Annotated in this window: 8 protein-coding genes; 3 read left to right on the top strand and 5 right to left on the bottom strand. The window is 65.2% G+C overall.

Translation table 11 applies throughout. The features are described from left to right. Positions 1–215 precede the first annotated feature (215 nt). Entirely contained in the window at positions 216–527 is a 312-nt protein-coding gene (locus tag QRY02_RS19700) for a hypothetical protein (protein WP_285992993.1), read from the bottom strand. Between the two features lie 337 nt (positions 528–864). Further along, a complete protein-coding gene (locus QRY02_RS19695; RefSeq protein WP_285992992.1) occupies positions 865–2,901 on the bottom strand; it encodes a P-loop NTPase fold protein in 2,037 nt (678 codons plus the stop codon). A gap of 962 nt (positions 2,902–3,863) precedes the next feature. Between QRY02_RS19695 and QRY02_RS19690 the strand changes: the two genes are divergently transcribed. Beyond that, positions 3,864–4,805: a toll/interleukin-1 receptor domain-containing protein gene (locus QRY02_RS19690; RefSeq protein ID WP_285992991.1), complete on the top strand. Its 942-nt coding sequence runs from the start codon at positions 3,864–3,866 to the stop codon at positions 4,803–4,805. 289 nt (positions 4,806–5,094) lie between these two features. Here the strand turns inward: QRY02_RS19690 and QRY02_RS19685 are convergent, their stop codons facing one another. Beyond that, a complete protein-coding gene (locus tag QRY02_RS19685; RefSeq protein WP_285992990.1) occupies positions 5,095–6,462 on the bottom strand; it encodes a recombinase family protein in 1,368 nt (455 codons plus the stop codon). A 950-nt stretch (positions 6,463–7,412) separates the two neighbouring features. Here QRY02_RS19685 and QRY02_RS19680 point away from each other — a divergent pair. Then, positions 7,413–7,742 (top strand): hypothetical protein, encoded by a 330-nt coding sequence (locus tag QRY02_RS19680; protein WP_285992989.1) that lies wholly within the window; start codon positions 7,413–7,415, stop codon positions 7,740–7,742. A gap of 84 nt (positions 7,743–7,826) precedes the next feature. Here the strand turns inward: QRY02_RS19680 and QRY02_RS19675 are convergent, their stop codons facing one another. Further along, the gene (locus QRY02_RS19675; protein WP_285992988.1) at positions 7,827–8,669 is read right to left on the bottom strand and encodes a hypothetical protein; all 843 of its coding nucleotides are present in this window, start codon (positions 8,667–8,669) and stop codon (positions 7,827–7,829) included. A 35-nt stretch (positions 8,670–8,704) separates the two neighbouring features. Beyond that, on the bottom strand, positions 8,705–13,240 hold the full coding sequence (locus tag QRY02_RS19670; protein ID WP_285992987.1) for a PDDEXK-like endonuclease domain-containing protein: 4,536 nt from the start codon (positions 13,238–13,240) through the stop codon (positions 8,705–8,707). Between the two features lie 513 nt (positions 13,241–13,753). On the opposite strand from QRY02_RS19670, the gene yhhA reads away from it, so the two are divergent. Then, the gene (yhhA, locus tag QRY02_RS19665) at positions 13,754–14,038 is read left to right on the top strand and encodes a YhhA family cyclophane-containing RiPP (RefSeq protein WP_285992986.1); all 285 of its coding nucleotides are present in this window, start codon (positions 13,754–13,756) and stop codon (positions 14,036–14,038) included. Positions 14,039–14,049: the final 11 nt, after the last annotated feature.

Raw genomic sequence — 14,049 nt, 5'->3', positions numbered from 1 at the left:
ATATCTGCTCATCGTAACCGCAGCATGAGCTCTCTAGTGGTGAATGACTAGTAGTTCGTCTCAAGCCTCGGGGCGGCCGAGATGCTGCGTGTCAGACCGTCGCTGAGCGCACCTTAGGCAGACAGCCTGATGCGTGTAGCTAGTGAGCAAGATCGTCTCGGACACATCATTGCCCCATGGTAGCTGGTTGGTGCGCCAACGGGCACGAGATAGCGTCACTGTTCGCGGTTTGCCGCCTCGATTTCTGACCAAGGCTTACGCTTCATATCCATGTACGCCAGCGCGTCCGTCCGCGTTCCCGGACGAAGTTCGGCCTCGATTGCGGTCCGACCAAGGCGTCGAGCGGCTTCGACACGGTGATGCCCGTTGACCGTGACTCGCTCCCCGTCGCTCGGTGCCTCATAGACGAGGATGCCCTCGATCTCAGTGGGGTGGTCGAGGAAGTACTGAATCCGCGATTCGTCCAGGCCACTACGTTGTGTGTCAAGGTTGCCCTGGTGTAGAGACTTGATCGGGATCGTCGTCATTGCCGGGTCGTTCCCTCCGTCCAAGCCTGGTCACCGATAGGTTGGCGATGGGTGTCGGAACGAGTCACGAGGTGACTCGTTCCGTTCAGGGATTGTCATCGTGGTGGGTGAGTTCGGGACTTCCCACGGACCACGCGGAGACCGGCTCATGACGTCATGAGACCACAGCGGAGTTCGGTGCTGCTGGGGCACTCGGCGTACGTCAAGCGCCCACGGCTGTGCAACTGAAGACGTTCAGACACATCGTTGCCCATGACGGGCCCAAGGACCACCATCCGCCGTGGTCTGGTATCCGTCGACCGACCTCTGGCAACTTCGGGCTGCCCGTGGCCGGATGTCAGTCGTCGAAGGAGAACCGGCGGGCCAGGGGCAGCCAGTCGAGGTAACGGCTCATCTGCTGCGGGAGCTCGTCGATTCCGCGGACCGCTGCGGCTATCTCAGCGATCTTCGGGTCTGGCCAGTCGTGCGCCACCGCTTCGTCCCACGACTTCAACTCGAGATGCTCCACAGAAGCGAACAACTCCGCCGCCGTGTGGGCGTCGGCGGCGTGCAGGGCGAGCAGGACGATGACGGCTTTGGCCGGCTCCGCGTCGCCGTCGACGAATTCGGACAGCTCGACGTTGGTCAGCCGCGAACGGATGAGCCGGTAAAGGTTGAGGAGGCGCTTCGCGGTGCGGGGTGTGGGTACCAGCTTCCCGACTCCGCACAGGAAGTCCACTTCGGCACTGGACAGGTCCAGCTGTTGCGGGCGCACGTCAACTTCCGACGTGTCCGGCCTGGCCGTCGGCGGGAGCTCCGCCACCGGGGCGTCCAAGGTGTTCTGGGTCGTGGGTGACCGCGGGCGGGTGGGTGCCATGCTGCGGATCAGGCCGCGGTAGGCATCCTCGTTCATGGCGGACAGCTGGAACGGCACCTGGAAGATCTTCTCCAGGTACTGCTCGGGAGCCAGGTCTGTGAGCAGGTCCGCGTAGTGGGTGGCGATCGCCTTCCGCAGCCAGCGGGGGTCGACGCCGACGACCACGACGAACACCGGCAGCGCGACCAGCAGGTGGATCGCTTCCAGCACCTTCACGACCACGTCGCTGGGGCAGCGGTCGAGGTCGTCGATGTACAGCACGACCCGCTCCAGGCCACCGCCGTCCTCCCGGGCGAGGATCGCGGCGAACGTCTCCAGGTCGCGCCGCAGGAGGGAGACGATGCCGAGGTGCTGCCGGTAGTCGTCGCTGGCGTAGCGGGACTTGGCGAACGCGGTCGCGTCGCGCCCGGGCGCGAGGTCGCCGACAGCCCGCTCGAGGCGGTCGGCTTCCGCGTCGAGCTCGGCGAGCCGCTGGTCGGTCGCCTGGTCGGCGCGGTCCGCCGCGTCCCTGATCCGCCGGACCGCCTTCCGGACGGTGGCGATGGTCGGGGTGGCCGCGGCGAGCACCGAAACAGCGCTGACGACGGCCGGCCACAGCGGTCCACGGACCACCACGGCCAGCACCACCGCGAACGCCAAACCGACGGTGAGCGTCGCCCAGGCGCGGACGTTGCCGCGCAGCAGTTGCCACCCGCGCCGGAATTCGGTCGTGGCGTCGGCCGCCTCGCCGGCGAACTCCCGGATCTGGTCGGTGGTGGCGGTCTCGACCCCGGTTTCCCGGGCGATCCACGCGAAGTCGTCGGCGGTGAGGCCCAGCCGGACGGGGGCACGTTCGTGCCTCGCCGCAACGAGCATGCGCTCCAAGCGCACGGTGCTGAGCTGCGTCAGCAGGGAGGGCTCGGTGCGGCGCAACTCGGCGAGCTCGTCGGCGCGGCGGCTCAGGTCGTCCTCCGAGCCGTTGGCGGCGATGTTGTCGAAGATCTGCGTCGCGAGGCTCGCCCAGAGGTTCGCCTCGGCGTAGTGCCATGCGTTGAAGGTGATCTGCCGGACGGACGAGCAGAAGGTGGAGATTTCCGGCCCACGACGTCCCGCGGCGCGTTCGGCGCGTTCCGCGGCCTTCGCCGTTGCCCGGATCCGGCTTTGCATGCTGCGCATGAAGAAGCTCTTGCCGGTGCCCCAGTTCCCGAAGAGGCCGATGGACAACGGCGGCGCGATCAGGCGCGAAGCGACGAGGTCGGCGAGCATGTCGACGTCGGCGACGATGCCCATCCGGTCCTGGCCGTCGTCGGTGTCAGCGTGGAAACCCGCCGCGTGCCCGGCGAGCGGCATTTCGAAGCCGTTGTACGGCGTTGCAGGCTCTTCGGCCGGAGCCTTGACGGCCGACTCGGAGGCATCGGCGACCGGAGCCGAAATGGCTCCGGCCAGAATGTCGTCCCGGCGCTTCCGGTACTCGTCGGCCGTCACTTTCCCGCTGGCAAGCTGCTCGTCGAGTAGACGGAGCTCTTCCTGCCAGGTCATTTGCATTGCCTCCCGGATGTCCGGCCATTTCCGCCAGGTCGGATGTCGTTTGCACCACCGGGCGCGTTACGGTCGCCCGGGAAGTTTCCCGATCCGGAAGGAGCTGACGACCATGGCAGGTCTGCACGTCGGCTGCGCGATGTGGACGCACAAGGCGTCGCCCGGGCGGTTCCTGCCGGCCGCCCTTGTACCGGGCCACAACTCGACCTTGGTTCGCTGACCTGCCGTTTTGCCATCGAGGCGGCCATGCGATGCTCACCGACTGTGTTGTTTCGGCTGACGTATTTGATCATGGTGCGGTTGTTTGGCAGGCTGGGTCTACTCACTCGATCCTCGACCACCGCCAAGGATGTCAAGATCCTGGTTGCGCAACCGTCTGTGCAGCCGCATCCAGGTACCGCCACGCCACGCGGGGCCGTGCTCGCTGCTGTCGGAGGACGCTGCCGGTGCCGGCTTCGGATGGACTGCCGGCGTCAGCATGGCGAGGTGAACGAGCGGAGCGGCCGCAGTCAGAGTTCGGACCTGCTGTAGGCGTCCACCCAACCGAGTGCAGCCGTCACATGAGCCGTTTCCACAGGTCACCTGTTGTTTCGAGCTGTCACGGCAGATGTGACAGCGTCACCAAGCGGGGTGACGGCTGATTTCGTGACAAATTCCGCTATGCGGGAAGGTGCTGCCGTGTCGTGGTGAGCGGGGGCGTCCTGCCACTCACCACGGTCCGGCCTGGTGCCAGCGCGCGCACCGAGCACGCCTCCCTGCTGGGCCAGCCGTGCCAATCTGCTTGCTCTCCTCGACCGCGCTGGCGGGGCAATCGCCTCAGCGCGGCGCGCTGCGCTGTCCGGCGATGGCCCCGGCCCTGCACTCGCTGCGTTGGTCGCCGTCGCTGAGTTGGTCACCACTGGGCAGACGCCCGATGGTGCCGCCCCGCCAAGTACGACGCCTGGTGGCCTAGTATCTGTCGGATGGAAGACACGTCAAATGATCTTTTCATGCACCGTTGGGACGTTGCCCTGTCGTTCGCGGGCGAACAAAGAACCTATGTTGAGAAGGTTGCCAGTTCCCTCCGGCTGCGCGGAATAAGAGTCTTTTACGATGATTTCGAGAAGGTGTCAATATGGGGAAAAGATCTCTACGAACATCTCGATTACGTCTACCGTGTAGCAGCCCGATATTGCGTTCTGTTCATTTCTGAGGATTACGCGCGGAAAGTTTGGACAACTCACGAAAGACGCAGTGCTCAGGCTCGCGCACTGGAGGAAAACGGTGAGTATGTTCTTCCCGTCAGATTCGATAGGGTCGAGCTTCAAGGACTTCGTCCTACTCTGGGTTACATAGATCTCCGAGACATTGCTCCGGAGCGCCTCGCTGAGATGATAGCCGAGAAGGTTGGAACGCCGTTGCGACGAGATTATCTACCGCCGGTGCCTGTTAAGCTTTTTGAAGCGATGCGTGTCACTGTGGAAGATGAGCGGAGAATCGTATCCAGCATTGCAGAGAATTTTATGCAGTCCTTACGTAGAATGACAATTGACGAACGAGTGTTGATTGCCGAGATTTTCCTTGTTGGCTGCAAGGCTGAGATGCCGGAAAATATACATGCAAGCCTAGATCTTATTCGTCGAGATCTGGGGATTTCACCAGTCGAAACATTGGAAACAATCAAGGGTCTTCAATCGGTTGGTTTTAAGCTTATGAACTCGAATGTTTCCGAGAATCACGATGAGGATGACATCGTCGCTATTGCTTGGCGTGATAGGACAGCCTACGAAAGTGAGGGGGCAGCTGAATTCGCAATGTTGCGCTCAACGGAGGTTGCCTATTCTATGTTGCAACTAGGACATGCGCTCTGTCTTGAGCACTCCCGTGTAGCTGTTACCAATCTTGACTTTTCAACACTTGGATAGGTCGACGTCGCAGCGTCAGGCTAGAGGCAGCGCTCGGTTGCAACGCTTGGGCGGCCGCTTGCCCTCCGTTAGTCAGCTTTCTGACCCGCTAAAAGGTGACGGGGCTAATGGTGCTGCTCCCGAGCCCGTGACTGGCTAGTGCTGAGACGTCTCGGACGGTAACGCTTATGTTGGGGCAGTTAGCCAAGGTCGAGGTGTAAGCGTGTAGATAGTGAGCAAGATCGTCCTCGGACACAGTATTACCCCACGGATCGCGACAAGCGATCTTGAAGCCGGGGTCGATCGTAGCTCAGCTCGAATCGATCTCCTGCAGCCGCCATCCGGCCCTGTCGCAGACGATGATCTTCCCTGAGTCGCGCAGCGCCGCGGCCACGCGTCTGTGTCGTGGTCGGTCAAGCGCCGGTGCGACGTGGCCGTCGTTGCCTTCTTCTCCGAGTCGGATGCTGATCTCCTCGACGAGATAGTCCTCGCGGATGTAGATCGTCTTCGGCCGCGGCTGGTCGGCGCGCTGGGTGCTGGTATGGCCGTGGCGGCAGCGGTAGGTCGCACGTCCGTGGTTCCAGTGCGAGTCGAGCCGCCGGTCGCACACACCGCAGTGGATCAAACCGGCGAGCGCGAACCGTCGGACTCGCCCGTCGGTGGTTGGCCGAGCAGCCCGGACCTGCTGAGCGGCGACGAAGTCCAACTCGGTGACGAGCGCCGGATGCGCGGCCTTCGCCGACAGTGCAGGCATTGAAGCTGGACCGCTGGGGTCGGTGGCACGACGGTTCCAGGTCTGTCGCCCGGTGTAGCGCGGGTTCGCCAGGATCACCGCGACCGTGCGCAAGGTCCAGGCACCGCGGGTTCGGTGGCGGTTGCGGTCCGGGTCGGCGCTCGACGGGCAGGGGACACCACGCTCGTTCAGGTGCCGGGCGATGCTAGCGATGCTGTGCCCGGCGAGGCGTTGCCGGAACATCCATGCCACGTGCGGCGCGGTTAGTGGGTCGGGAGCCAAGCGCTGGAGGCGTCGGCCCCAGCGGGCGTCTGCGGGGTTGGGGTGCGGACCGGCGTCGACGAGCTGATAACCGTAGGGCGGTCGTCCGCCGAGGTAGCGGCCTTGCTGGATGGCCTGATTGTGCATCGCAGCCAGCACCCGATGCCGAGCCCGGAGCACTTCGCGCTGCGACTGGGTGGCCAGCAGCGACAGCAGTGTCCGATGATCGCGATTGGCGAGATCAACAGGGCCTCCTGTTTCTGGCAGCCATAGCTGGATGCCGTGCCGGGTGCACCAGGTGTAGAGGGTGGCGAATTGGGTGCCGGCGAAGGCGCGTTCGTACTCGCCGACCACGATCGCATCGACGGAGCGTTCCGGGGCGGAGATCGAGGCAATCAGCTGAGTGGCCTGTGGTCGCTGCTTCCAGGGGATGCGGCGTGAGGTGCCGGTGTCGAAGAAGGCGGCGACGATCTGGCCGTGTCCGGCGATGAGGTGCTCGGCCATGTCGCGCTGCCAACCCTGTGACGACACACGATCTTGATGGCGGGTGGTCGAGGTGCGGCCATAGAACGCGAACCGCAAGCCGCTGCCGTGGTCGGGGCGGGTAGCGGTGGTGGTTGTCGGTTTCTTGCCGTTCAACCACTGCGCCAGCAGGTCGGCCGTGTCAGCGGGTGGTACAGGCATCCGAGTCGGGGGTGGGTGCGGTGGGATCACGCTGGACGGATGTCGCGGCCACCGGGTCATGACGGCGCGCTCTGAGCCGTTCATCCGATCAGCGCAGTCGCGATGCGTCATCGAGGGCTGTATAACGCCCTATGCGGCGACGCTCGATACCAATCCCCTGTCTGCTGGGCTGCATGGCGATTCTGTCGACTGAGGATGTTGAGCTGGCCTTGACGCTGACGAATGCGTCCGGCACTCGGGGCTGGAGAGGTTCGCCCTGACGTAGTTAACTAGCTGCTCGTCGCTGACGACGGTCGCCGAGACGATCCATGCCGTCAGTGCGCCCTGCACTTCGGTGCCCGGGTGCACGCGGCCGGCAGGGCGGTTGCACTGGTAGCCCTGGGGCGTCCTGGCCTAGAACTTGTAGTCAACCTGCTGGAGGACGCCCAGTGTGTTCCGTACTGAGATCGTCATCGTCTTCCGTTTACGGCCGAGTTGGCGAGGTCATGACCATGGGGCATACTGCTCGTGTGATGGACGCCGAGGACAGTGAACGAGCACCGGGCGTGTGGGTGATCGAGAGTCCTACTGGCGCCGGCAAGACCCTGGCATTCGTTGAGCTACTTTCGAAGATCATGAGGCGGGCCGGGTTCCGCGACGTGCGGGTCCTTGGAAAGTTCAAGGCGGTCCTACGAAGCGTTGGCTTCTCACGCACGCAATCTGCCTACATTGTTTCGCTGGTCGCTAGGCTCTTCCGACTCCTGCTGGTTCTGCCGCCGGGGCCAGGAACGCAGAGTCTTCGCCGCTGCCGTCAGGATGGGACTATTCAGAGGCTCTTCCTAAGTCCCAATCGTCCGATGATTCCTCTGTTCGCTGCCGATGGCCTTTCTTTCAAGTCATCCGCGGTGAACTGAACGTCGCAAAAGTTATCTGTGGCGCATGTTCCCGCCTAGCCTCGGCAGGGAGCTGGAATGGACCCGCAAACCTTGGCCGTCCTCGGCCGTCTCACGGCTTACGGACCGTGGGCCATCGTCCTGGGCTTATTGATCATGAATCTGCACCGTTTCACCGACGCCTACGATGCGGTCTCGGCGACGCGCTTGCGGAACCGGGCGGCGAAACAGACGTTGAACTGCGAGGTGAGCGAGGCGCAGCGCGACCGTGCCCTTGCCGTCTTTCAGGGCTTGACCCGTTCGACCCGGTTGGGCAACGTCAGCAGCTTGCCTAATGCCACCTCCGAGGCGCCGACCAAGACGCCGGCGAAGGCGTCAACTCGGTCGCCGCGGGCGAAGCCGTCGTAGGGCGAACGAAGAGAAAGGCCTCGCCGGGCGCTCAACTTCAGGTAGCAGGCTGAGGAGCGCACTCGGCGGGGCGGAAATACAGGCCTACTGGTCTTGTGAGCGTTCGGCGGAATCTGTCGTGCTGGTTGGCGGGGTCTTGAGTGCGGCGAGGTCGTTGATGGTGGCGACGACGACGTTCCAGGCGATCCGAACGGTGCTGTCTTTCGGCGAGTAGCCCTGGGTGAACTGCTTTTTCGGGTGCACGAGGTTGCGGTGGTTGCGCAGCACGTGGGCGTAGTCGACGACGTCCTTGGGCAGCCAGCCCTTTGCCTGGGCGAGGTTGATCAGGCTCTCCAGGTGGTCGGTGGGGGCAGGACCGTTGCGGTGCTGGCTCAGTGCGACGTCGTAGAGCACTCCTTCCAGGAGGCTGCCGAGCATGATGATCGCAGCAGTAGGTGCCCCGCCATGCCAGCAGGCCTGGGCTTCGTTGAGCCGGGATTTGAGCTGCTCGCCGAACACGGCATCGCTGACCACGTCGGCGAGGCTGGCGGTGAGCTGCACGGGAGCCTTCATTGCGGGCCGGTTCATCGTCGGGGTCTGGGTAATGAGCGCGGGCCGTCCGGATCGGTAGATGACCTGGTAGCCCTCGACCGCGAGCAGCTCGTTGAGTTCCTGGGTGACCAGGACACGAGTCTCGTCGTCGTCGAGATACTCGCGGGGGTCGGCCAAGCGCAGCAACACCGCCTTGAGCGCTTCGGAGTCCCGTCGCCGGTCGCGCAGGGTCTCGAGGACGGCGCGGTAGCGGCCGGTGTCGAGGTCCTTGACACGTCGCCAGCCGGCGGCGGTGAAGAACCGAGTGATCTCGCTGCCAGTGCGGTAGTAGCGGGAGCCGTCGTCGCCGCAGATCAGCAGGGCGAGGCGGTCGAGGACGTTGTCGTCCAGTTCCACCGTGACGTCGTCGCTCGGGCGTTCGGTCGTGCTGGTCACAGGGCGTTCCCCTCGGAAGTGTCGGCGGTGTCGTCGGGCAGGGTCACGGGTGTCCAGTCGTCGGGCTGCCGGGTGTGCGTGGTGATGTCGTTCGGGTGGATGCCACGTTCGTCGAGGCGCTCCCACAGCGGTTCGAGTTCGCGGTCGGGGTCGAATTCGAACTCGCTTTCCCGGATCCGGATGACGTCCCAGCGCATGCGGCGCAGTTCGCGGTCGCGGCGGGCGTCGGAGGTCTGCTGGGCGGTGCTGGTGTGCCAGAGGTGCCCGTCGCATTCGACGGCGAGCCGGCCGCCGTCACCGACGACGACCAGGTCCAGACGTCGAGAGCCGACTTCGTACTGGGGCACGACGAAGTAGCCGCGGCGTTTGATCTCCCGGAACACTTTCTGCTCGAAGAGGGATTCGAATGGCGCGGTGCTGGTGGTGTCGCTGACCTCCTCCAGGCTCGGCGACGTCCCGAACACCGAGGGCGGGGCGAGCATGTAGCCCATCAGCGAGGAGCGCAGGTCGTCCGGTTTGAGGTCGCCGATACCGAACGAGGTGTAGAGCCACATCTGGTCCTTGGCGCGGCTGGCCGCCACGTTAAAGGCCTGCTGGAAGATCGGGGCGCGCTGAGCGCGGGGCGCATCGGCGACCACCATCGACAGGAAGATCACATTGCGTTCGTCGCCTTGGAAGTTCGCCGGGATCCCGACCCGGATCTTGCGTTGCTGGCGGTCTTCGGCAGAGATGGCTGCGTTGAGTTCGTGTTCGAGCAACCGGATCTGCCCGGTGCCCGACATGACGATGATCCCGAAGCTCTTGTCGTCGTAGCGGGGGTCGTCCAGGCATTCGGCGATCTGGCCGACGATGCGTTTGGCCTCGGTGGGATTGCGGCGGCGCTGTTCGCGTCCTTCGACATAGCCGCCCTCGACGGTCACCACCTTTAGCGGTTCCAGGTCGGCGGCGGTGCGTTCACGCAGCGGGATAAGCCCGGGCCGGTCGCCGTCGCCGTAGAACTGGGTCGAAGACCAGCCGATGATCTCGGGCATGCAGCGAAAGTGCTCCCGCAACCGCACGACCGCGTCCCGCCCGGACCGGGCTGTGAGGAGCCCGTAGAGGTGGGATTTGGCGGTGAAGTTGAGCCGGATCTCCTCGTCGATACCGGACAGGTGTTCGTGCAGGCTGTCGAACAGGGCTTCGGTTTTGCCGAGCCGGTTGCCGCCGGGTGTGCATTGCTTGTCGTCGCCGACCACGATCACCCGTGGTGCCATCCACAGCAGGAACAACTGCTCGACCCCGACTTGGCTGGCTTCGTCGACGATGACGACGTCGAACGAGTCCCGCACAGCGCTGATGTTCTCCAGCAGGTTAGGCAGCGGCACCACCCACGCCGGCACCGCGTCCTTGGCCTTCTCCATCGCTTGGCGCGCGGCTTTGCGGTACTCGCGGACTTTGCTGCCGCCGCCGGCTCCGACGTGGCTCATATGCTCGCGGTAGCTGCGCAGCGCCCGTGCGTGGGCGTCGGTCATCCGACTGAGACAAGCGCTGAGCGCCTGAACCCCGGCGAGCTGTTCAGTGACCCGGTTGATCTGGTCTTCCACCAGGTCGAACTCGGCGACCAGCCGGCGTTCGTCCTCGGCGTTGCGGGTGGCGAAGATGAACTGCTCGGCTTTCGACCACGCCCACGCCGCCGGCAGATCACCCAGACGCTGGTCCCAGGTCGGGTCGTCAGCGGTGGCTTCGAGCAGTTCCAGCAAAGCCGGGTGAACATTGCGGAGCGTGCGAGCCAGCTGGGCTCGGCGCTGCTCGGCGGCGCGGTCATGCCGGGCAAGGTCAAGGGCGTCCAGGCCTGTGCGGTAGGCGTCGAGGTCGCGGTCAGCGACAGCTTTGACCAGCAACGCCAGCTCGGAGCAGGCGTTGTCGGCAGCCGCCCACGCGGCGACCTTCCGCTGCAGCGCTGCCACCTGATGACGGGCCTGCTCCAACGCCACATAGTGCAGCGCGGCCGGGACGGCGTCGATCGCGCGGACGAACGCGGCGACGGACGACAAGTCGATCGACAGAGCGGCGCGCAGCAGCGTCTCGCGGAACACGCCGTGGATCTGTGCCAGGGCCACGATGTGGTCGAGCAACCGCGCGTTGTCGGCCAGCTCGGACAAGGCGCGGGTCAGGGATTCGCCGGTGATCCTCACGTCGGCTTCGCCCCACAGGCCGACCAGCTGCACGGCGGCGACGTCGGCCTCGAGTCGGTAGAGGGCCGCGTTGATCTGCTGGAGGCTGTGGGGCGGGGCACCGTCGACGGTGACGACGGTCAGGAACTCTTCGGCGTTCTTCTGCGCGGTGGATTTGCCGATTTTGCGGATCTTGCCGCCGCCGGCGATGTAGTCGCGCAGGGTCCGGCCGCTGTTGAGCAGGGCGCGGGTCTTGCCGATGCCGTAGTCGCGAACGGCGGGCAGCTCGACCGCGAACTGCAGACCGAGGTCGCGCATCTGCTGCTGGAGCCGGTCCGCGGTCTCCCGCTCGGCATGCAGCCGCCGCCACAGGCCGTAGTGCTGCCCGGCCAGGTGGTTATCGACGGCGATCCCGACCCAGCCGCGAGCAGGCGGGGTGGCGTGGTCCTCGCCGTAGCCCAGCTGCTGCAATTGTGTGCGGGCCTGGTCGCCGAGACCGCGCAGATGCTGCAGGACCTCCGGGCCGAGCGCGGCCAGGCGCTGTGTGAGGGCGCTGGTGTCGGCGTGGGCGGTGTCGCGGGCGTGCTGCTCGGAGGCGATGATGTCGGCTAGCTCACCGGCGTCGGGCAGCTCACGGCGTTCGGGGATCTGCTGCTCGGCGCGGATGCGCCGACTGGGGCTGTCCTGGCGGGTCAGTGTCAGCAGCTCCAGCATGTCCCCGGTGACCAGCGGCGGCATGTCGGGCCAGCTCAGATCCACGCTCGGGATCCACCGGTAGGCCGCGGCGTGCTCCTGGACCTCGTGGACGATGTCGGTGAGGGGCCCGGCGTAGCGGGCGGTGCTGTAGCCGGGGGCCACGGGCGGGTGCTGAAGGTATTCGACTTCGCGCAGCTCCCGGATCCGCTTGTTGAGCTCCGAGCTGCGGGCGAGCAGGACGTGGCGTTCGTCGGCGAGCTGCTGGGCACGGCGGGGCAGGCCTGCGGTTTCGGTGGAGCCGATCGCGTTCGAGAGCGCGTCGATGCCGCGTTCGAGCTCCTTGGCGGCGTCTTTGCTGCCCCCAGCCAGCAGCACACACAGGCTGCGCAGGTCTGCGGGGATCTTGTCGCGGAGAACTTTGAGAGCCTGGTCTTTCTGGCTGGTGACCAGGACCCGCATCCCGCGGGCGAGTAGCGCACTGACCAGGTTGGCGATGGTGTGCGTCTTGCCTGTTCCCGGCGGGCCTTGGACAACGACCCCGATCTCGCGCCGCAAAAGGTCGATGACTCGTTCCTGCTCGGCGTTGGTCGGCAGCGGGAACAGCGGGTCGTCGCCGAGCATGTCGCCGGTGGGGGCGTTCTGCGCAGTGAGCCAGCGGCCGCGGGTGTCAGCTTCGGTGTCGGCGACCAACTGCGCAAGCCCGACCGGAACCTGCGCATCAGGTTCGCGCAGCTGCTGCGCGATTTTGCGGTAGGTGTCGGCGAGCAGTTCCCGGCTGCGCGGCCGCAGCAGCAGCGCCGGCGATGGCGAAAGCTCCAGGCGCTTGGGCAGCTCGCCGGTGACCTCCTCGGGGTAGCGGAGCGCGGTGAATTCGTAGGCGACGGCGAGCCCGAGCCACTCCTCGACGTCGCCGAGCAGCGCCGGTTCCAGCAGGCCTGTGTCGCTCTCGAGCACGGCTTGGCGGGTCGTGCGGCCGCGGTCGGGCTGATAGCCCTCGACCTCGGTGAACAAGGCCTTGTCTTCGAAGCGGCGTTTCCCTCCGATGAACGAGACGGTCACCTCGGCGGTGTCGCGGGCGAGTTGGGGACGCACCGGCTCGGTGATGAGGTGCCGACGGATCTCGTCCCCGTCGGCGGTGAGCCAGCGGACAAGGCCTGTAGCGAGCACGAACTCGTACTCGTCGTCCTGCTGTTCGAGGGTTTTCGCGGCTCGTTCGAGGGATTCGTAGAGGTCGCGGCGGGCGCGGGAGCGCAGCTGGTCCCGGCTCCACGCGTGCCACTGCGCAAGCCACTGGTCGAAGGTGTGCCGGACGCTGGCCGGCGGCGCTATCGCGTGTTCCTGGGCGACGTCGGCGGGCCCGGCAGCGAGCAGGCGGGGCGGTTGGCTGTCCGGGCCGCGAGCTTCGGGCGAGTCGATCCAGCCGGCCAGGGCAGCGGGCGGACGCGGCTCGAGAACCGTTTTCGGCGGCCGGACGCGCAACAGCACATCGTCAGCTGCTTTCGGGGTCAGGGTCACCCCGTCGGGAAGGTGATCGAGCCAAATCAGCGGATCCGGTGCGTCGCGCTCGTCAGCGGTGATGTCGCGATTGGGGTCGCGGTTGGCCGCATCGGTGACTTCGGCGAGGAAGTCCATGAGGCTGATGGTCTGATCGAGCACGTCGCGGTCGCTGGGAGTTGCGGCCATGGTTACCTTCCCCTGGGAGTGATCAACCGGGCAGCTTCCCCGATCGGCGGCCGATGTTGCAATCCACAACTTGTCAGTAACCCCTGTTTGGAGCAGTCGTGATGGTTGCGCGGTGCCGCGAGAAAAGCTGGCGTCTCGTGCACTGAGATCACTTTTGCGCAGGTAAACCCGGTTCTCAGGTCATGGGTGGGCGTGTAAGTCGAGTCGGGGTATGAGAAATTCTAACCAGACCACGTCTGTCAACATAATCACTATGGCTGAACGAATCTGCTTGCAATTGGACAAAAACATGACAATTTCGGTGGTTGTCAGGAGGGTCTGTCGTGACCGTCACGCATCAACGAGGGCCGCTACCCAAAGCAACAGTCGAACGTCGCAATGTAGTCAACTTCGAGGAGACGCCTCGCCGGTCAACAACCGCGTTGAGCACGGCTTCCGGCTCGTCAAGCGCAGCGTACTGCGCCGGTGGCGGAAGTCCGTTGAGCACTGTCCGTCAGAACTGTCTACAGAGCGATGTCACCCGATTTCGTGCTTGCCGATCTCGCGTCGGAAAGCGATCCTAAAGCGTTCCGACGACGAGGCCTGGTACGAGTGACCGGCCCGGCGCCGGGAGGAAAGGAGAACGCCGCCATGACGGAGCCGCACGAGCCGGTCGGCGAAACGCAGGATTCGGTGCTTCTGCAGAGGCGGCGCCCGATCCATCCTGCCCTGGCACGGGCTCACGATCAGTTGACCCGAACCGAGCCCACCGAGATCACCAGCTACGACCGGATGCATCACCGGCACAACCGCTCGTAGCGGGAGAGAAC

It is taken from the genome of Amycolatopsis sp. DG1A-15b, assembly GCF_030285645.1.
Classification (GTDB): Bacteria; Actinomycetota; Actinomycetes; order Mycobacteriales; family Pseudonocardiaceae; genus Amycolatopsis.
The sequence above is the reverse complement of the archived record's forward strand: the minus strand, read 5'-3'. Positions and strand labels throughout refer to the sequence as shown.

What these genes read in the sequence shown, in the direction of transcription:
- QRY02_RS19700 (WP_285992993.1), bottom strand. Translation starts at nt 527, where the DNA reads ATGACGACGATCCCGATCAAGTCTCTACACCAGGGCAACCTTGACACA.
- QRY02_RS19695 (WP_285992992.1), bottom strand. Translation starts at nt 2,901, where the DNA reads ATGACCTGGCAGGAAGAGCTCCGTCTACTCGACGAGCAGCTTGCCAGC.
- QRY02_RS19690 (WP_285992991.1), top strand. Translation starts at nt 3,864, where the DNA reads ATGGAAGACACGTCAAATGATCTTTTCATGCACCGTTGGGACGTTGCC.
- QRY02_RS19685 (WP_285992990.1), bottom strand. Translation starts at nt 6,462, where the DNA reads ATGCCTGTACCACCCGCTGACACGGCCGACCTGCTGGCGCAGTGGTTG.
- QRY02_RS19680 (WP_285992989.1), top strand. Translation starts at nt 7,413, where the DNA reads ATGGACCCGCAAACCTTGGCCGTCCTCGGCCGTCTCACGGCTTACGGA.
- QRY02_RS19670 (WP_285992987.1), bottom strand. Translation starts at nt 13,240, where the DNA reads ATGGCCGCAACTCCCAGCGACCGCGACGTGCTCGATCAGACCATCAGC.
- yhhA (WP_285992986.1), top strand. Translation starts at nt 13,754, where the DNA reads ATGTCACCCGATTTCGTGCTTGCCGATCTCGCGTCGGAAAGCGATCCT.